The 17,565-nt window shown below is 70.1% G+C and carries 16 protein-coding genes; 7 read left to right on the top strand and 9 right to left on the bottom strand.

The genetic code is table 11. From position 1 onward, the window contains the following. From CIK71_RS07245 to CIK71_RS07255, 3 genes are read right to left on the bottom strand one after another with little or no spacing between them, the layout of a single operon-like run. Nucleotides 1-867, bottom strand: a complete 867-nt coding sequence (locus tag CIK71_RS07245) for a sugar phosphate isomerase/epimerase family protein (protein ID WP_096164529.1) — start codon at nucleotides 865-867, stop codon at nucleotides 1-3. Then, nucleotides 864-2,141: a DUF993 family protein gene (locus CIK71_RS07250; RefSeq protein ID WP_096164530.1), complete on the bottom strand. Its 1,278-nt coding sequence runs from the start codon at nucleotides 2,139-2,141 to the stop codon at nucleotides 864-866. The genes CIK71_RS07245 and CIK71_RS07250 overlap by 4 nt, the downstream gene beginning before the upstream one ends. Before the next feature lie 2 nt (nucleotides 2,142-2,143). Beyond that, nucleotides 2,144-3,307, bottom strand: coding sequence for a Gfo/Idh/MocA family protein (locus tag CIK71_RS07255; RefSeq protein ID WP_096164531.1), 1,164 nt, complete (start codon nucleotides 3,305-3,307; stop codon nucleotides 2,144-2,146). 274 nt (nucleotides 3,308-3,581) lie between these two features. Here CIK71_RS07255 and CIK71_RS07260 point away from each other — a divergent pair, with 274 nt between their 5' ends. Then, on the top strand, nucleotides 3,582-5,807 hold the full coding sequence (locus CIK71_RS07260) for a glycosyl hydrolase family 95 catalytic domain-containing protein (RefSeq protein WP_096164532.1): 2,226 nt from the start codon (nucleotides 3,582-3,584) through the stop codon (nucleotides 5,805-5,807). Between the two features lie 92 nt (nucleotides 5,808-5,899). On the opposite strand, the gene CIK71_RS07265 is transcribed toward CIK71_RS07260, so the two are convergent. Further along, on the bottom strand, nucleotides 5,900-7,036 hold the full coding sequence (locus CIK71_RS07265; RefSeq protein ID WP_096164571.1) for a dioxygenase family protein: 1,137 nt from the start codon (nucleotides 7,034-7,036) through the stop codon (nucleotides 5,900-5,902). Nucleotides 7,037-7,291: 255 nt separating this feature from the next. Between CIK71_RS07265 and CIK71_RS17685 the strand changes: the two genes are divergently transcribed. Both CIK71_RS17685 and CIK71_RS07270 read left to right on the top strand, forming a co-directional pair. Continuing rightward, nucleotides 7,292-7,459: a hypothetical protein gene (locus CIK71_RS17685; protein WP_176485579.1), complete on the top strand. Its 168-nt coding sequence runs from the start codon at nucleotides 7,292-7,294 to the stop codon at nucleotides 7,457-7,459. Beyond that, the gene (locus CIK71_RS07270) at nucleotides 7,450-7,944 is read left to right on the top strand and encodes an HIT family protein (protein WP_245857372.1); all 495 of its coding nucleotides are present in this window, start codon (nucleotides 7,450-7,452) and stop codon (nucleotides 7,942-7,944) included. The genes CIK71_RS17685 and CIK71_RS07270 overlap by 10 nt, the downstream gene beginning before the upstream one ends. A 4-nt stretch (nucleotides 7,945-7,948) precedes the next feature. On the opposite strand, the gene CIK71_RS07275 is transcribed toward CIK71_RS07270, so the two are convergent. Next, the gene (locus CIK71_RS07275; protein WP_158541904.1) at nucleotides 7,949-8,665 is read right to left on the bottom strand and encodes an HAD family hydrolase; all 717 of its coding nucleotides are present in this window, start codon (nucleotides 8,663-8,665) and stop codon (nucleotides 7,949-7,951) included. Further along, nucleotides 8,662-9,177, bottom strand: a complete 516-nt coding sequence (locus tag CIK71_RS07280) for a hypothetical protein (protein ID WP_096164535.1) — start codon at nucleotides 9,175-9,177, stop codon at nucleotides 8,662-8,664. The genes CIK71_RS07275 and CIK71_RS07280 overlap by 4 nt, the downstream gene beginning before the upstream one ends. A 94-nt stretch (nucleotides 9,178-9,271) precedes the next feature. Here CIK71_RS07280 and CIK71_RS07285 point away from each other — a divergent pair, with 94 nt between their 5' ends. Both CIK71_RS07285 and CIK71_RS07290 read left to right on the top strand, forming a co-directional pair. Beyond that, on the top strand, nucleotides 9,272-10,840 hold the full coding sequence (locus CIK71_RS07285; RefSeq protein ID WP_245857374.1) for a hypothetical protein: 1,569 nt from the start codon (nucleotides 9,272-9,274) through the stop codon (nucleotides 10,838-10,840). A 63-nt stretch (nucleotides 10,841-10,903) separates the two neighbouring features. Beyond that, nucleotides 10,904-11,437, top strand: a complete 534-nt coding sequence (locus CIK71_RS07290) for an AAA family ATPase (protein ID WP_096164537.1) — start codon at nucleotides 10,904-10,906, stop codon at nucleotides 11,435-11,437. A gap of 25 nt (nucleotides 11,438-11,462) precedes the next feature. Here the strand turns inward: CIK71_RS07290 and CIK71_RS07295 are convergent, their stop codons facing one another. Beyond that, nucleotides 11,463-11,954, bottom strand: coding sequence for a hypothetical protein (locus CIK71_RS07295; RefSeq protein ID WP_096164572.1), 492 nt, complete (start codon nucleotides 11,952-11,954; stop codon nucleotides 11,463-11,465). A gap of 423 nt (nucleotides 11,955-12,377) precedes the next feature. Between CIK71_RS07295 and CIK71_RS07300 the strand changes: the two genes are divergently transcribed. Beyond that, nucleotides 12,378-13,970 (top strand): HNH endonuclease signature motif containing protein, encoded by a 1,593-nt coding sequence (locus tag CIK71_RS07300; RefSeq protein WP_176485580.1) that lies wholly within the window; start codon nucleotides 12,378-12,380, stop codon nucleotides 13,968-13,970. 50 nt (nucleotides 13,971-14,020) lie between these two features. Here the strand turns inward: CIK71_RS07300 and CIK71_RS07305 are convergent, their stop codons facing one another. Then, nucleotides 14,021-14,905 (bottom strand): phytanoyl-CoA dioxygenase family protein, encoded by an 885-nt coding sequence (locus CIK71_RS07305; protein WP_096164539.1) that lies wholly within the window; start codon nucleotides 14,903-14,905, stop codon nucleotides 14,021-14,023. 55 nt (nucleotides 14,906-14,960) lie between these two features. Here CIK71_RS07305 and CIK71_RS07310 point away from each other — a divergent pair, with 55 nt between their 5' ends. Beyond that, nucleotides 14,961-15,806: a helix-turn-helix domain-containing protein gene (locus CIK71_RS07310; RefSeq protein ID WP_096164540.1), complete on the top strand. Its 846-nt coding sequence runs from the start codon at nucleotides 14,961-14,963 to the stop codon at nucleotides 15,804-15,806. 63 nt (nucleotides 15,807-15,869) lie between these two features. Here CIK71_RS07310 and CIK71_RS07315 read toward each other — a convergent pair whose 3' ends face one another. Next, complete coding sequence (locus tag CIK71_RS07315) at nucleotides 15,870-17,555, bottom strand: ribonuclease J (RefSeq protein WP_096164541.1); 1,686 nt, start codon at nucleotides 17,553-17,555, stop codon at nucleotides 15,870-15,872. Nucleotides 17,556-17,565: the final 10 nt, after the last annotated feature.

Here is a 17,565-nt window from a genome sequence, read left to right on the forward strand (position 1 = left end):
TCACGCGTACGGCAGCACGAGTTCCTCGTACCGCTGCCTCACGATGCCGATCGCCTCATGCGCGGGCGTCGCCCACACGTCCTCGTTGAAGATCTCGACCTCGATGTCGCCGGTGTACCCGGCGGCCTCGACCATCCGGGTGATCGCGGGGAAGTCGATGTAGCCGTCCCCCATGTAGCCGCGGGAGAACAGCGGCTCGGCGGCGAGCGGCAGGTTCCAGTCGCACACCTGGTAGCTGAAGAGCCGCCCGCTCCGCCCGGCCCGGGAGATGGCCTGCTCGAGCGTCGGGTCCCACCACACGTGATAGGTGTCCACGATGACGCCGACGGCGTCGCTGCCGGTGCCCTCGGCGATGTCGAGCGCCTGGTCGAGGGTGGCGATCACGGCGCGGTCCGCGGTGAACATCGGGTGCATCGGCTCGAGCGAGAGGGTCACCCCGGCGGATTCCGCATAGGGGGCCAGCGTCGCGATGTTCTCGGCGACCCGGGCGCGGGCGCCGGCTATGTCCTTGTCCTCCTGCGTGATCCCGCCGACGACCATCACGAGCGTCGGCGCACCGAGTGCCGCGGTCTCGTCGATCGCCCGACGGTTCTCTTCCAGGGACGCGGCGCGTGCGGACTCGTCGGCCGCCGTGAGGAAGCCGCCGCGGCACAGGCTGCTCACGCGCAGGCCCGCGTCGTCCGCCCGTCGCTTCAGGGCGTCGACCCCGATCTCCTCGACGTCCTGGCGCCACAGGCCCACGGCCTCGATGTCGCGCGCTGCGGTGGCCTCGAGGAACTCCTGGATCGGGGTGCTGCGGCAGGTCCAGCGGTTGATCGACAGGCGCGGGGCCGCCAGCGAGGCATGGGGGGTGTGCGGGGTGTTCATGCGGTGGCTCCGTCCAGGATCGGGATGTCATAGCCGGCCAGACGCAGCATCGCGTGCCAGCGCTCGGCGGCCAGCGCCGGGTCCTCGAGGTTGCCGGTGGTGGCGGCGAGCTCGATGGCGCGCGAGAGGTGCGGGAGGCTGCGGGCGGAATGCATGCCGCCCACCATCGTGAACGCCCTCTGGTGACCGTTGAGCCAGGCCAGGAAGGCGACGCCGGTCTTGTAGTGGAAGGTGGGCGTGGAGAACACGTGCCGGCCCAGCTCCTCGGAGGCATCCAGGATGCGTCGTGCCTCCTCGGGGTCGCCGGCGTCCAGCGCCTGCACCGCGGCCGACGCCGCCGGGGCGGTCGCCGCGAAGGCGCCGAGCAGGGCGTCGGAGTACTCGCCGGGCACCTGCGCCGCGCCGGGTTCGGTGGTGCCGGTGCCGTCGCCCACGATGAGATGGGAGAAGTGGAAGTCGTCGCCGGTGAGCATCCGCACGCCGGCCGGGAGCTTTTCGCGCACGGCGATCTCGGCGGCGTCGTCCAGCAGGCTCATCTTCACGCCGCGGATCTTCGCCGGGTCCGCCTCGATGATCCGGAGCAGGGTCTTCGCGGCGACGCTCGTGTCGGCGTCTCCGAAATAACCCTCCAGCTGAGGATCGAAGGCGGTGCCCAGCCAGTGCAGCACGACGGGCTCGGTGGCGGCGTCCAGCACGCGGCGGTAGACGTCCTCGTACTCGGCGGCGCTGGTCGCGACGCGGGCCAGATGGCGGCTGGCCATCAGCACCGCGCCCGCGCCCGTGGCCTCGGTGGCCTCGAGCTGCTCGCGGTAGGCCTCGACGATCTGGTCCAGGCTGAGCTCGTGCTCGCTGCGCTGGTCGGTGGAGACCCCGGCGACGACGAGATCGCGCACGCCCGCCCCGTCGGGGAAGACCGCCGCGATCTGCGGGTCCTCCAGCGCCTCGCGGGCGGCGTCGGCCGTGCGGGCGATCAGCTCGCGGGTCGCGGCCGGGTCCAGGCCCATGTTGCGCTGGGCGGTGTCCATCGCGTCGGCCACCCCGAGGCCGCGCGACCACATGGTGCGCCGGAAGGCGAGCGTCGCGTCCCAGTCGATGTCCGCCGGGGCGCCGGGGGTGTTGTCGCCGTGCGCCTGCGGCACGACGTGCACGGCGGCGTAGACCACGCGAGAGCGCAGCGGGGAGGTGGGACGCGCGAAGGCGGCCGCCTCGTCCACGGCGATCCGGCGCAGCGAGCCGTCCTCGTCCAGCAGGGTGAGCTGCAGTGCGTCGGTCATGCTCAGGCCTCCGTCAGCGGGTCGAGCGAGATGCGGCGGCCCTCGGCCGAGCTGGTGAGACCGGCTTCGGCGAGGCGGACTCCGCGTGCGCCGGAGAGGAAGTCGAAGGGATACGAGGACCGCTCGACCCCCTCCGCCAGGTGGCGCAGGAAGTCCTCCCACTGCACCTTGAAGCCGTTGTCGAACTGCTCGTTGTCGGGTACCTCGATCCAGTCGTCGTAGTAGTTGTGCGGATCCTTGACGTCGGGGTTCCACACCGGCTTCGGGGTCGCCTCACGCGGCTGGATGTGTGCGCCGTGCAGCCCCACGACGGCCGAGCCCTTGGTGCCGTCGACCTGGAACTCGACCAGCTCGTCGCGGTGCACGCGCACGTCCCAGCTGGAGTTCATCTGCACGACGGTGCCGCCCTCGAGACGGAACACCCCGTAGGCCGCGTCATCGGCGGTCGCCGTGTACTGCTCGCCCTTCTCGTCCCAGCGCCGCCCGATGTGGGTGGCGGTCTGGGCGTAGACGTCCTCGATGCGGCCGAACAGCTCCTCGATGACGTAGTTCCAGTGCGGGAACATGTCTGCGACGATGCCGCCTCCGTCCTCGGTGCGGTAGTTCCAGGAGGGGCGCTGGGCCTCCTGCCAGTCGCCCTCGTAGACCCAGTACCCGAACTCGCCGCGCACGGAGAGGATCTCGCCGAAGAAGCCGGAGTCGATGAGGCGGCGCAGCTTGAGCAGGCCGGGGAGGTAGAGCTTGTCGTGCACGACGCCGTTGACGGTGCCGTGCTCCCTGGCCAGGCGCGCCAGCTCGAGCGCGTCCTCGAAGGATTCGGCGGTGGGCTTCTCGGTGTAGATGGCCTTGCCGGCAGCGATGGCCTTCTTGAGGTTCTCCACGCGCAGGTTCGTCACCAGCGCGTCGAAGTAGACCTCGTAGTCGTCGTTGTCCAGCGCCTCCTCCACGTCGGTGGTCCAGTTCGCCAGGCCGTGGCGCTCGGCGACCGCGGCCAGCTTCTCCTCGTTGCGGCCCACCAGCAGCAGATCGGGGACCAGCCGGTCACCGTCGGCGAGCTCCACGCCGCCCTGCTCCTGGATCGCGAGCAGGGAGCGCACCAGGTGCTGGCGATACCCCATGCGGCCGGTGGCCCCGTTGACGATGATCCCGATCCTGCGTTCTGCCATGTGTCCGTGCTCCTGTGGTTCGTGTGGGTCGCCCGGGTCCCGGGCGGCGGCTCGGCGGCGCACGCGGTCTGCGTCGACCGCTGCCATCCTGAGGCAACCGCTTTCCTGGGATCCAGTCAAGCATGTTCGGCGCGTGCGGGCAAGCGCTTGTCGGAGCGGACACACCCTCGACACCTCCCACCCTCAGACCTAGGATGATTCGCAGCGGCGAGCAGTCCTCCCCGCTCTGCGAGCACCGCACCCCTACCGCTCCCGCTCCCGCAAGGACGCCCCCATGTCATCGAGCACGCTCATCCGCCGTTCCTGCCCCGCCACCCGCTGGCTCGAGGCGCTCCCGCTCGGCAATGGTCGGATCGGTGCGATGGTCTGGGGCGATCCCGAACGGGCTCGCTTCAGCCTCAACGAGTCCACGCTGTGGTCCGGCTCCCCCACCACCACGCAGCACTGGAACACCTCCGCCGAGGACGCGACGGGGATCCGCGAGCGGGCTCGGGCGCAGTTCCTCGCCGGGCAGGTCGCCGAGGCGCAGGCGACGCTCGAGGGGCTCGGCTCCTCCTGGTCACAGGCCTACCAGCCGGTCGGAGAGCTAGTCGTGGCGACCACCGGCGACGTCGGCGACGGCGGCGAACGCGCCCTCGATCTCGCCCGTGCGGAGCACTCGGTCCGCACGGAGGCCGGCGAGCACCTGACCTTCGTGAGCGTGGCCGACGACGTCCTGGTGCACGCGGCGCCCGTCGCCCCGGGCGCCCCGACGGCGCTCGAGTTCACCTCGCCCCTGGTGGAGGAGCGGCGGCAGGTCGATGAGCACGGGCTCACCACGGTGCTGCGCGCCCCGTCGGACGGCGTCCCCACCCGCCACGACGACATGGCCGAGCTCGCCTGGGATCCCGCGGGCGCGAGCCGCGCCGCGGTCGTCGTGCGCACGCGCGTCGAGCACGGACGGCTGCTCGTCGTCTGCGCGATCGCCACCACCTGGCAGGGGCTCGGCGAGCAGCCGGACCGTCCCGTCGCCGAGGCGCTCACGGACGCGACCGCGCAGGCGGAGGCCGCGCTGGTCCGCGGCGAGCGCGAGCTGCGTCAGCGGCACGAGGGAACCCCGCTGCCGGGAGCGGACGCCGTCGGCCTCGAGCTGACCGGCTCCGCCAAGTCCGAGCTGCTGTCCACCATGTTCGCCTACGGTCGCCATCTGCTCGCGGCCTCGTCCCGAGCGGGGCTGCCGCCCGCGAACCTGCAGGGCATCTGGAACCAGCAGGTGCTCGCGCCGTGGAACTCGAACTACACGGTGAACATCAACCTGGAGATGAACCACTGGGCCGCAGGCGTCGCGCACGTCCCCGGGGCCGCCGAGGCGCTCGAGGGCTACGTCGCGATGCTCCGGCAGGCCGGCCGGGAGACCGCCCGGCGCCTGTACGGGGCACGCGGCTGGACCGTGCACCACAACTCCGACCCCTGGGGGTACACCGATCCGGTCGCGGGCGACCCGAAGTGGGCGACCTGGCCGATGGGCGGGCTGTGGCTCGAGCGCGAGCTCGACTCGCTCGCCTCCTTCAGCGGCGAGGACCCTGCCGTGCTCGCCGAGCACCGTCTGCCGGCCCTGCGGGAGGCTGCGACCTTCGCCCTGGACCTGCTGCACGAGGGGCCGGACGGCACGCTGGTCACCTTCCCCTCCACCTCGCCGGAGAACGAGTGGATCACGACCGACGGGGCCCCCGTCGCACTCACCGAGAGCTCCGGGATGGACCGGTGGCTGCTGCGCGAGGTCTTCGAGTCCCTCGTCGCAAAGGCCGAGCTGCTGGGCGTCACGGATGACGACGTGGTGCGCCGAGCGGCCGCCGCGCTCACGCGGATCCCCGGCCCGCGGATCGGGGCCGACGGCCGCATCCTGGAGTGGCACCGGGACGGTGCGGACGAGGTCGAGCCAGCCCATCGCCATGTCTCCCACCTGGGATTCGAGTACCCCGGCGCACAGCACCTCGCCCCGGAGCTGTCGGAGGCGGTGACCGCGTCGATGGAGGCCCGTGGCGACGAGGCCACCGGCTGGTCCCTCGCCTGGAAGACCTCGCTGTGGGCGCGCCTGCATCGCCCCGACAAGGTCCAGGACCTGCTGCAGCTGTTCCTGCGGCCCGCCGAGACCGAGGCCGGCGAGCGCAGCGGGCTCTACCCGAACCTGTTCTCGGCCCATCCCCCGTTCCAGATCGACGGCAACATCGGCATCGTCGCGGCGATCGCCGAATGCCTGATCCAGAGCCATCGCAGGGAGATCGAGCTGCTGCCGGCCCCGGCTCCGATCCTGGCGACCGGCTCCGTGCGCGCCCTGCGTGCCCGACCCGGCGTGGAGGTCGACATGGCCTGGAGCGATGGCGCGCTCACCGCCCTGAGCCTGCGCGCCGTCGGCCCGGGCGCGCTGGGCACGCACCGGATACGTCTCGGGGAACGTGCGATGACCATCGACCTGCCCGACACGCAGACGGTGGAGGTCGACGTCGCGGCACTGCGCTGAGTTCGCTCTCGAACAGCTCGCCTGAGTCCGACCGGCCGGTCTACCGCATCGGCCCGGACGCGTCGCCCGTCGGCAGCCGGATCGATATGGGGTCACCCCTGGTCGGAGCCCCCGTCGGACGGCATGTCGGGCGCGCCCTCCGGTGGCTCACCCGCTCCCCCTGCGGGAGGTGCGCCGCCGCCATCCGACGCGCCGGGGCCGCCCGGTCCCTCACCGCCGGGCTGCTCCGGCGCCTCCTGCTCCGTGCTCGTGTCGATCGGGACGTCGATGCTCACCTGGTAGCCGGCGTCGACGTCGCCGGTGACGGTCGCGAGCTGCAGGTCCCAGCCGTCGGAGAAGACGTTGTCGCTCTCGAGCGTGATGGCGTCCAGGTTCTGCGCGGAGCCGTCGTAGAGAGATGACGAGTAGACGTCGGTGCTGACGTCCTCCGGCAGGGCCAGTTGAGAGGTGAGGACCGCGTTGCCCGCGTCGGTGATCGAGTCGATGTCCGGGAACACCTCGAAGTGGATGTGAGGCCACCTGCCCGAGTAGCAGCCCGGGAAGATCGAGGTGAAGGTGACGGTGCCGTCGTCGCCCACCACCTGCACGCCACGCAGATAGGTCTCGTCCTCGAGCCCGTCGCCGTACATCGAGTACTCGCCCTCGGCGTCGCAGTGCCACACGTACACGGCAGCGCCGGTCATCGCGGCACCGTCCTCGGCGAGGTCCGTGACGGTCATCGTCAGGGTGATCGGCGTGCCCTCGGCGGTCGTGTCCGTATCGATGCTGGACGTGATGTCGCTGCGCTCGACGCCGCTGATCTCCAGCACGTCGGCCCCGTTGGAGCCGTCACCGGGATACGGGCCGGCGGTCTCGGTGGGCATCTCCTCCCCGGAGCTGGCGGTGTCGCCGCCGCCGTCGGACGCGGACGTGGTGCCACCGCTCGCGGAGTCCTCGGATCCCGTGCCGCAGGCCGCGAGCACCATCGCCGCGGCGCCGGTCCCGAGCGCGCCGAAGGTGCGGCGCCGCGTGACGAGCGTGCCCAGATCGAAGGCGAGCCCCTGGTCCTCGACGTCCTCCCCGGGCCGGTCCAGCGGCCGCCCATGCCAGGTGCTCGATCTGTTCGCGGCATGCGGAGAGTCGTCGCCCTCGGAGGCGGCGGGGAAGGCGCGACGGCGGGTGTCGTGCGGGTCGGTGGGGTGCAGATCGGTGCGGTGCAGATCGGTGCGGTGCAGGTCGGGACGGGGCATGATCGGGTCCTCTCGAGACGGTGCGAGGGTGGAGATGGAGAGCGGGACCCACCGCTGCGGGTGGGCTCTCCCGGACGTGGTTCCGGTGCTCATGCCGAGGGCACTAGGAACGGAAGCTATGCCGTTCCTATGTCTCGGATGAGGACTTGCCCTGAATCGGATCCGGAGGCACCTCTCCCGCCCGAACCGGCCTCCTCTGCGGGATCCTGGTGTCAGCGGTCGATTCCGGCCATGACGAGTCGACGGAGGAGAACCATGGACGAGTACGCGATCGGGGACGGCGTCCGAGCGAAGGACGGGCCGATGACGCATCAGTACGGAACGGTCGTCTTCCTCCGCGAGGACGATGGCACCTACCTGGTGCGGTTCGGCGGTGCGCAGCAGATGTACTTCCGTGCGGACGAGCTGGAGCCGTGGGCGTAGTGCCGGGCCCAGGGTCCCAGTGGCGCCAGGACCGGGTCGGCAGCGCCCTGGCCGGAGAGAACCCGACGGTGCTCACTCGCCTGTCCGGTGGCTTCGCCGTCATCGGTGACGTGCAGTTCCTCCCCGGATACAGCGTGCTGCTCACCGATCGGCCCGGTGCGGATCGTCTCTCCGACCTGCCTCGATCGGAACGCGCCGAGTTCCTGACGAGCATGGACCTGCTCGGCGAGGCCGTGGAACGGGTGTGCTCTGCGCGCGATGCGGCGTTCCGCCGTGTCAACCTGGAGATCCTCGGGAACACGGACGCCTTCCTCCACGCCCACGTCTGGCCCCGCTACGACTGGGAACCCGCCGACATCGTCACCAAGCCCGTTTGGCTCCATCCTCGCGAGCGGTGGTCGGATCCCACCACGCAGCTCTCCAGGCAGCACGACGGCCTGCGCGTCGAGCTCATCGCGGCGCTCGAGGCCCTGGCGGCCGTCTGAATCGTCAGAGCATGCCGAGCACGGCGTCCAGGGTCGTGATCCGCTGCGATGACTCCGCGAACGCCTGCCCCCGATCGAGGTGCAGGGCCTGCAATCCAGCAGCCCGGGCTCCGTGCAGGTCATGCTCCACGTTGTCGCCGATATGGAGAACCGCACCGGGTTCGATGCCGAGTGCCCCGCACACCGTCAGGTACGTGCTCGCCTCAGGTTTCTTCGCCGCAAGACGCTCACTCGTCCAGACGCCGAGCGCCCAGGGCTCGAGGTCGAGCACACGGGCTTTACGCTGCTGTCGTTCTTCGGGTCCGTTGGTGAGAACTGCGACCGGGATGCGCCGGTCGTGCAGACCTCGCAGCATGGGGACGGCATCGGCGAAGCCCACCCATTCCTCCTCGTACACCTCGAGGAACCTCTCGTAGAGCAGATCGCACTGCTCGTCCTCCAGGCGCCCCGCCTCGAGGCGCTGATCGATATCGGCCAGGAGATGCCGGATCCGTAGCCGTCGGTAGTCGGCCCGGCCGATCTCGCCTGCGCGACGGCGGCCCATGAGCCGCTCCGCTGTCATCTCTGCGGTATCGATGATCTCCGCCGTGGCCGTCCCGCCGAGCTCGTGGATCAGCCGCGCCAGGCCACGTCGAGCCGACTCCCGATGGTCAAACAGGGTGTCGTCGAGGTCCACCACCACGGCCCGGGCAAGAATTCTGGCGGGTCGACCGTCGCTCACAGCTCCTCCGTCGTCGGCCGACGAAGCGCCAGTGCGCTCTCGGGCGGCAGCACGTACTCGTCGTCGCAGCGATACCCCCGCAGCCACCCGACCCCGTCGACGACCCGGAGATAGAAGCCCTTGGGCACCTCGTGATCCTCGCTGAGCGGTGCCGAGAGGACGTGGAGCGATCCGGTCGGGACCCGGCCGGCGGACAGCACGGAGTCAGGCGCCTGCTCCTGATCGCTCAGCGCGAGCCGCAGGTAGGGGCCTGTCTCCAGCGGGCACGGCAGGAGGCCCCTCTCCTCACAGGCGGTGAAGATCTGCGGCAGGGTCCCTCCGCGGGGCAGCCCGAGCTCGGCCACGGTGCGCTGCGTGAGCACGACAGCCTGCGGGGCGTGGGCATCGACGCTGCTGTGCGTGAGCAGCTCCTCCGCGTACCCGTTCAGCTTGACCCCCTGGGCCGCCAGCATCGATCGCAGCTCGTCCCGGGAGCGTCCGCCGAGCATCAGGTGCAGATCAGTCTCCGTCATCCGCCCAGTATCCCCGGCGCCCTGCGGAAGGGAAGGTGTCCGCCCGCGGCCACGTCATTCGCCCGATGGGGCCCCGGCACGGCAGTCTGGGTCCGTGGCACCGAACCAGAACATGCGAGCTCACCAGACCCTCCCCTCCCCCGACCGCACGAGCATGGGCCCGGGCCGACGCGCCACCTTCGTGCGGACGTCTGCCTCGGTGACTGCGGTCGCGGCGCTGGTCGTGGGCCTCGGGGCCTGCGTCTTCGGGGAGGACGGCCTCACGGTGGACATCGTCGACACGGCACCCGCATCGACCGTGGTGCCTGACGGGGACGGCGCGGAGACCGCCCTCGCCCTGAGCTCGACCCTGTTCACCTCGGCCGAGGGTGCCGTGATCGCCACCGAGGACACCGCCGAGCCCCTCGCGGCCGTGGCCTCCGCCGCCGGCCTCCCGCTGCTGATCGGCACCGACCAGGCGGTCGCCGACGAGCTCCAGCGTCTCGGCGCGACCACCGTCGTCACAGCGGAGGGCACCGACCTCTCGGCCCTCGGGGACGACCTCGACGTGGTCGAGATCGATCCCGCCGACGAGGACGCGCAGAAGGAGGTCCCGTCGGCCGACGAGGACGAGGACGCCTTCGCGGTCTCGATGTTCGTCGACCCCTCGCAGGAGGGCACCGCCCAGACGGTCGCCCGCGCGGAGATCGCCGCAGCCGGCGGCACCGTCACCGAGATCCCCGGTGGTGATCCCGGCCGCAGCAGCGACAGCGTCGCGGCGACGAAGGAGGCCGTCGGGGACGATCCGTCGGCCGGCATGCTCGCCCTCGGCGGCACCTTCGGGCCGGCCGACCAGTGGGCCCCCACCCTGCACACGGCCGTGACGGCCCCCGAGCTGCCCGGCGGCGGCCAGACGGTCTTCCCGGGCCGGCGCATGATCGCGGCGTACGGCTCCCCCGGGATTCCTTCGCTCGGGATCCTCGGTGAGCAGGACCTCGACGCCTCCATCGAGCGGGTGAAGGGCCTCGCCGAGGACTACGCGCCGCTGACCGACGAGCCCGTCGTCCCGGCGTTCGAGATCATCACCACGGTCGCCTCCTCCGAACCGGGGGCCGACGGGAACTATTCGAGCGAGCTCGACCCCGAGACGATCCGCGAATGGGTCGACGCGGCGGGCGAGGCCGGGGTGTACGTCGTCCTGGACCTCCAGCCCGGCACCACGGACTTCCTCACGCAGGCCAAGCAGTACGAGGACCTGCTCAAGGAGCCGCACGTGGGCCTCGCGCTCGATGCCGAATGGCGGCTGGAGCCCGGCCAGAAGCATCTGGCCCAGATCGGCTCGGTCTCCGCCGAGGAGGTCGACGAGACCGCCCAGTGGCTCGCGGACCTCACCACGGAGAACGACCTCCCGCAGAAGGCGTTCATCCTCCACCAGTTCAGCCTCTCGATGATCACGGACCGGCAGGACATCGACGCCTCGCATCCGGAGCTCGCCGTCACGGTGCACGCCGACGGGCATGGCACTCCCGACGCCAAGCTCGAGACCTGGAACGCCCTGCAGACCGATCTGCCCGACGGGGTCTTCATGGCGTGGAAGAACTTCTACGACGAGGACACCCCGACGTTCTCCCCGGAGCAGACCTACGAGGTCGAGCCGCGCCCATGGTTCGTGTCGTACCAGTGAGTGCGCGCGGGCACTCGGGTCGCCTCGGTGTCAGAGACCGAGCAGCGAAGCGACACTAGAGCCATGCAGCGCTCCCGCATCCATGTCATGGGGGCCAGCGGCTCCGGGACGACGACGCTCGCCCGCGCTCTGGCCGATCACTGGTCGGTGCCGCACGCCGATGCGGACGATTACTTCTGGGTGCCGACGTCCCCTCCGTATACCGACAAGCGTCCTGCTCCGGAGCGCCTCGCGCTCATGCACGACGTGTTCGCGCCACGCGAAGCATGGGTGCTGTCCGGGTCGATGCTCGGCTGGGGAGAGAGCGTCATCGAGCGGTGCGATGCGGTCGTGTTCCTGACGCTGGATCCGACGGAACGGCTGCGGCGCCTCGAGAACCGGGAGAGCGTCCGACGAGAAGGACAGCCGGTCGACGTGGCCGCATGGGAGAAGTTCCGTCGATGGGCGCTCGGATATGACGATCCGACGTTCACCGGTCGCAGCCGGTCCGCCCACGAGACATGGCTCGGCGCTCTCGGGAAGCCCGTCCTGCGTCTGGACAGCGCGCGTCCCAGCGGGCTGCTCGTCCAGGACGTGCTGGACTGGGAGCCCAGCTAGCTCGGCGTCCCTCCTGAGCTGGGAGTCAGCCGGCCCGAGTGTGGGCCAGGAACAGCCCGATCGGGATGCTCACGAACGCCAGCACCAGGAACGCGCGGTAGGTCCACAGCGCCCAGGCGGGCCCCTTCGCCCCTCGGCCCACCGCCCGGATCATGAAGGCCATCGCGACCACCAGCAGCAGCCCGCCGGCGTCGACGATCAGCGGCGCGGCGAGCACCGTGCCGGCGATGACCGCCAGGCAGCCCAGGTTCCAGGTCAGCAGCTCGGCGGCGAGCACTCGGCGCGAGATCGGCCGCCCAGCGAGCGCACTCTGCGCCACCCCGAGCCCAGCCTGCAGCACTCCTCCGACCAGCACCTGGAATGCAGCGCACCAGGAGCCGTGGTCAAGACCCAGCGGGCCCGTCACCGCGGCGACCAGACCTCCGGTGATCACCCAGGCCAGGGCGACCCCGCGGAAGGGCAGAGCTTCCTTCGCGAGTGCTCCGGGAACGCGAGGGGAGTCGAGAGCGTGAGGCATGCCCATCATTCTTCCGTGCCGTGATCGCGCTCGGGAGCCCCAGCGGGCAACTGAGACCGAGGAGGCACGACGCGGAGGACCCCGGGCGGGCGGGCTCAGCCCGACCCGACCCGACCCGGCGGGCGGCTGCAGGCAGAGGCCGCCGCGCCCGTTTCCGGCGCACCTCTCCTCCACAGCAGACGGTTATCCACTATTTCGTCATGAACCTTTCCTCCACCGCGGGCAGTTATCCACACTCAGCTCAACCACCCTTCCTCCACCGCCCAGAGTTATCCACATTTTCGCTCCCTTGCGTTCTTACCCTCGCGTTACGCCGTGTCGGCTCATATACTGAAGGAAGACTGACAACGACCACATCAAAAACTGCACTATCACGCGAAACGGGGTGGAGAAATGTCAACGTATTCTGCATTCCGTCCGCCGGTGGAGACGAGTTCCGCGACCGACGTCGCCGCCCCTGACCCCGCCCTCAGCCGCGCCCCCGAATCGGCACAGGCACCCGTCCCCGCGCCCGGGCCTGCACGCGGCATCGAACCTCCCCGCAAGGAGGTCCTCGCGCGCAAGCCACTGGACCCGAAAGACTTCGCCGCCCGTTCTTATGTCGAGCCCGGATGCACCGAGGTCCTCATCGCCCACGACCTCTTCTCCACGCTTCGTGACGAGGCCCGCGCCTATGCGGAGCGTCTGCGGAAGCTCGCAGCCCTCTGGGATGACTCCGACGAAGACCCCGACGGCGGCGAGCTCTACGTGATCCTCATCGCCGACGCACGCCGCATCACCCTCCACCAGGCCCGGGCCCTGCTGCACGACGCCTGCACCGCGGTCACCGCCCTTCCGATGACGCTTGCCCGCCTCGAAGTGGGCGATCTCCCGGTCACCTGGTTCGAGCTGCTCCTTCGTCGAGTCCGCCGACTGACCCCTGACCAGTGCATACAGGTCGACGACCGGGTCTCCCGGTGGGACCTGGCGAACATCCCCTGCGACCGGTTCACGCGCGAGCTGGGGAAGCTGGTCGCCTGGTTCGGCGCTGCCGCCGTGCACGCCACCCCGGCGGAGCAGAGGGACGTCGCACTCCAGCTGAATCCGGACCATGACGGCACCGCACGCGTCGTCATCACCGGCCCGATCCACGAGATCCTCGGCTTCACGCGCCGACTGGATCTCGCCGCCCGCGAGGTCCAGAGCCAGCAGCGCAGAGCCCTCGAGGAGAACCGGCCCGCCCCCTTCGACATCGACGGAGACGTCGCTCGGGACGGCCGCCAGATGACGCTCGCCGCCCTGCGCTACGCCATCGTGTCCCGCACGATGCTCGATACCGGCGGCATCGAGGTGCCGCAGAGCCGCCTCCGGCTGCAGGTGGTCGTCCCCGCGCTGACCCTGCTCGGGGAGACCGATGCCCCCGGCACCATCGACGGCACGATCCCGCTGCCGGCCCGTCTGGCTCGGCATCTCGCGGCCGACGAATCCACCTGGTACCGGATCCTCACCGATCCCACCAGCGGGGCTTTCCTCCCCTTACCGCCCTCGCGATACTCTCCGACAGCCACGATGAGAGAGCATCTTCGCCTTCTCGATCCGGTATGTGCTGTTCCGGGCTGTACACGAAATGTATGCACCGTCGGCGAAGCCGACCACATCGAAGAATATAATCATCGATATCCGGAACAAGGCGGACAGACCTCGATAGAGAATCTCCACCGATTGTGCTGGACTCACCATGACATGAAGACCCGGGGACTGCTCGATCCCGTCCGCGAGCCCGATGGAACCACTACCTGGTACATCGGCGGGCAAGCACGCCTCACCACGCACCCGAACCGGGACCTGCTGACGCCTGAGCTCGCCGATGCCCTGCAACGTTCGTGGGAGTTCTACGACGAGATGATGATGTGGGACAGCGCCCGGACCCGAGGCCTGCTCCAGGACGCTGATCCAGCCCCGCCCGTCGAGGCAGCAGCGCCCGTCGACGCTGCACCGCCCTTCGACCCGGAGTCATACCCCGACCCGACGTACTGAGCCGCATCGCCGCAAGCCGCCGTGATTCAGCAGCTCAGTGGTTCAGCAGCTCAGTGGTTCAGCGGCACCCAGCCCTCGCCGCACTGACCGCCGTACTCGGAGTTCTCGATCGTGACCTCGTCACCTGCAGCGTCGAGCAGGGGCTGGTAGCTGGCGGCCACCTCGTGGCTCCCCTCGGGGATGTAGTGGAAGATCAGCGACCGCCGGAAGCGGTCGGCGCTGGTGTTGGGCCGGGACCCATGGACCAGGCTGCCGTGGAAGATGAGCATGTCGCCCGCCTTCATGTCGGTCTGGACGACGCCGAGGTGCTCGGGGATGCGCACGGTGATCGACGTGAACGACTCGCTCGCATCGGCCTCCTCGGGGCACTCGATCTCATAGCGATGAGTGCCGGGCACAACGCCCAGCGCACCGTTCTCGGCATCGCAGTCATCGACCGCGATCCACGCCGCCACGCACGTCTCGGGATGGGACTGCAGGAAGTAGTTGTCCTGGTGCATCGCCTGGCCGCGGGCGCCGGCCGGCTTGAAGTAGAACATCGACTGCGCCGCCCACACCGGGCCCACCGCCTCGATCACGCGTCCCATCACACGCTGCTCGAGCAGCCACCGGCGGGCGAGCCGACCCGGCTGGTGATCGTCGCGGTGGGGCTGGATCATCCGCGGGTAGGCGTGCAGCGGGTCGTCCTCGCCGGTCTCGTCGAACGCCCCGCCGCTGCCGTCGGTCTCGATATGGCCGGTGAAGACGTCGCGGAGCTCGCGGACCTCCTCGTCGCTGAGCACTCCGCGCAGGTGGACGGCGCCGTTGCGCTCATAGGCGTCTGCGAGCTGTCGAGCATCCGGGCCCGCTCCGTCGAGCAGCTGGAGCCCGGTCACCTCGGAGACGTCCGGAGGGCCCACGGGTGTGTTCTGGGTGGTGTGCTGGGTGGTGGTCATGCTGTCAGTCTGGTTCCCTGGACCTCTACGGACCAGGTGATCGGAGGGCGGGCACATGGACGATCCTGCTGTGCCCCGCCAGGCGGCGGCGGTCGAGGTCCCTGCTCCCCGGACGGGCCGGGTGCTCGCCGGCGAGTTCGAGCAGGACAGCGCATATCGCGTGCGTCGTTCCCGGGGCACCGAGGACTGGCTGCTGCTGCACACCGTCGGCGGCGGCGGGATCGTGCACGCGTCCGACGGCACGGCACTGGTCACCGCCCCTGGCGACGCCGTGCTGCTGCGGCCCGGAGCGCTGCACGACTACGGCACCGATCCCACCGTCGGGACCTGGCACCTGCAGTACTGCCATGTCCACCCGCCCGCGACCTGGCTCGCCCTGCTGGACTGGCCCGAGGCGGCACCCGGCGTCGGCCGCATCCGGCTCGGGGCGGGGGTGGCCGGCCGCGTCCAGGAGCATCTGCGCAGCGCAGCCCGCGCCACGCGCCTCGCCGTCGGCCGCCCCGAGCTGTTCGCCCTCAACGGGATCGAGGCGGCTCTGCTCTGGTACGACACGCAGAACCCGCGGCAGCGCCAACAGCAGCTCGACGACCGGGTGCTGCGGGTCCTCGAGCACCTCGACGCGCACCTCACCGAGGAGCTCGAGGTCAGGCAGCTCGCCGCCGTCGCCCACCTCTCGCCCTCACGCCTCTCCCACCTGTTCACCGAGCAGGTGGGCACGTCCATCACCCGCTACGTGCAGGACCAGCGGATGGAGCTCGCGGCGCGGCTGCTGGAGATGACGGGCGAACCGGTCGCGGAGGTGGCCCGGCGCGTCGGCTACCAGGACGCGCTGTACTTCTCGCGCCGCTTCCGCAGCCGGCACGGCGCCAGCCCGTCGGCCTATCGGGCCCAGCACCGCTGACGACGAAGGCCCCTCCTGTCTCACCTCTCAGCGGGACAGGAGGGGCCTTGCCGGCGGACGCGATCAGGCGTCGACGACCACAGCCATCACTGCGGGCTCGCGGCGGTAGATGCGGCGCAGGTAGTTGCTGACGGCCTCGACGATGATGTTCTCGATCTCGCCGATGTCGTCGATCTTGTCCTGCTTCGCGCGGGCCAGCGCCTTGGTCACCTGGGTCTCGGCACCGTCGAAGGTGCGTGCATCGTGCACGAACCCCTTGGTGAGGAACTCCAGCGGCTCGGTGGGCTGGTTGGTCTTGGGGTCGATCAGCGCGACGACGGTGACCACGCCCCCGCCGCTGAGCAGGCGACGCTCTGCGAGCGTGTCCTCGGTGGCCGCACCGATGGTCTGGCCGTCGACGTAGACCAGTCCGGCCTCGACCTTGCCCGAGATCTTCGCGTGGCCGTCGATCAGGTCGACGGTGACGCCGTCCTGGCCCACGACGATGCGGTTCTCCGGGACACCGGTGCGACGGGCCAGCTCGGCGTTGGCGTGCAGGTGCTTGGACTCGCCGTGCACCGGCATGACGTTCTTCGGGCGCACGATGTTGTAGCAGTACACGAGCTCGCCGGCGCTCGCGTGGCCGGAGACGTGCACCTTCGCGTTGCCCTTGTGGACGATGTTCGCGCCGAGGTCGGTGAGCTTGTTGATGATCCCGTAGATGGCGTTCTCGTTGCCGGGGATCAGCGAGCTCGCCATCAGCACGGTGTCGCCCTCGCCGACCTGGATCTGGTGGTCGCCGTTGGCCATCCGCGCGAGCGCCGCCATCGGCTCACCCTGTGAACCGGTGCAGATCAGCGTGATCTTGTGGTCCGGCATCGACTGGATCTTGCGGAAGTCGACGACGAGGCCCTTGGGGATCTCCAGGTAGCCGAGGTCGCGCGCGATCCCCATGTTGCGCACCATCGAGCGGCCCACGAAGGCCACCTTGCGACCGTTGGCGTGGGCGGCGTTGAGCACCTGCTGGATGCGGTGCACGTGGCTCGCGAAGCTGGAGACGATGATCCGTCGCGGGGAGGTGGTGAACACTCGGTCGATCGCGGGGTTGAGGTCCTGCTCGGACATCGTGAACCCGGGGACCTCGGCGTTGGTGGAGTCCGTGAGGAACAGGTCCACGCCCTCCTCGCCGAGCCGCGCGAAGGCGCGCAGGTCGGTGATGCGGTTGTCCAGCGGGAACTGGTCCATCTTGAAGTCGCCGGTGTGCAGCACGGAGCCGGCCTTGGTGCGGATCATGACCGCGAGGGCATCCGGGATCGAGTGGTTGACCGCGACGAACTCGAGGTCGAACGACCCCATCTTGCGGTGCTCCCCGGCCTCGACCTGGATGGTCTTCGGCGTGATGCGGTGCTCCTTGAGCTTCGCCGTGATGAAGGCGAGCGTCAGCTCGGAGCCGATCAGGGGGATGTCCGGCCGCTCCTTGAGCAGGTACGGGACGCCGCCGATGTGGTCCTCGTGGCCGTGGGTGAGGACGATGCACTCGATGTCGTCGAGGCGATCACGGATGGACGTGAAGTCCGGCAGGATCACGTCGATGCCGGGCTGGTGCTCCTCGGGGAAGAGCACGCCGCAGTCGACGATCATCAGCTTGCCGGCATGCTCGAACACCGTCATGTTGCGGCCGACCTCGCCGAGGCCGCCGAGCGGGGTGATGCGCATGCCTCGCTTGGCCAGGCGCGGGGGTGCGGTGAGCTTGCGTGCGGGAGAGGGCATGGAGGAATCT

This window comes from Brachybacterium alimentarium, from assembly GCF_002332425.1.
Lineage (GTDB): Bacteria > Actinomycetota > Actinomycetes > Actinomycetales > Dermabacteraceae > Brachybacterium > Brachybacterium alimentarium.

Excerpts from the sequence above, each read along its gene's own strand:
- CIK71_RS07250 (WP_096164530.1), bottom strand. The coding sequence starts at position 2,141 with ATGACCGACGCACTGCAGCTCACCCTGCTGGACGAGGACGGCTCGCTG.
- CIK71_RS07315 (WP_096164541.1), bottom strand. The coding sequence starts at position 17,555 with ATGCCCTCTCCCGCACGCAAGCTCACCGCACCCCCGCGCCTGGCCAAG.
- CIK71_RS07280 (WP_096164535.1), bottom strand. The coding sequence starts at position 9,177 with ATGACGGAGACTGATCTGCACCTGATGCTCGGCGGACGCTCCCGGGAC.
- CIK71_RS07305 (WP_096164539.1), bottom strand. The coding sequence starts at position 14,905 with ATGACCACCACCCAGCACACCACCCAGAACACACCCGTGGGCCCTCCG.
- CIK71_RS07310 (WP_096164540.1), top strand. The coding sequence starts at position 14,961 with ATGGACGATCCTGCTGTGCCCCGCCAGGCGGCGGCGGTCGAGGTCCCT.
- CIK71_RS07255 (WP_096164531.1), bottom strand. The coding sequence starts at position 3,307 with ATGGCAGAACGCAGGATCGGGATCATCGTCAACGGGGCCACCGGCCGC.
- CIK71_RS07290 (WP_096164537.1), top strand. The coding sequence starts at position 10,904 with ATGCAGCGCTCCCGCATCCATGTCATGGGGGCCAGCGGCTCCGGGACG.
- CIK71_RS07260 (WP_096164532.1), top strand. The coding sequence starts at position 3,582 with ATGTCATCGAGCACGCTCATCCGCCGTTCCTGCCCCGCCACCCGCTGG.
- CIK71_RS07295 (WP_096164572.1), bottom strand. The coding sequence starts at position 11,954 with ATGCCTCACGCTCTCGACTCCCCTCGCGTTCCCGGAGCACTCGCGAAG.
- CIK71_RS17685 (WP_176485579.1), top strand. The coding sequence starts at position 7,292 with ATGGACGAGTACGCGATCGGGGACGGCGTCCGAGCGAAGGACGGGCCG.
- CIK71_RS07265 (WP_096164571.1), bottom strand. The coding sequence starts at position 7,036 with ATGCCCCGTCCCGACCTGCACCGCACCGATCTGCACCGCACCGATCTG.
- CIK71_RS07245 (WP_096164529.1), bottom strand. The coding sequence starts at position 867 with ATGAACACCCCGCACACCCCCCATGCCTCGCTGGCGGCCCCGCGCCTG.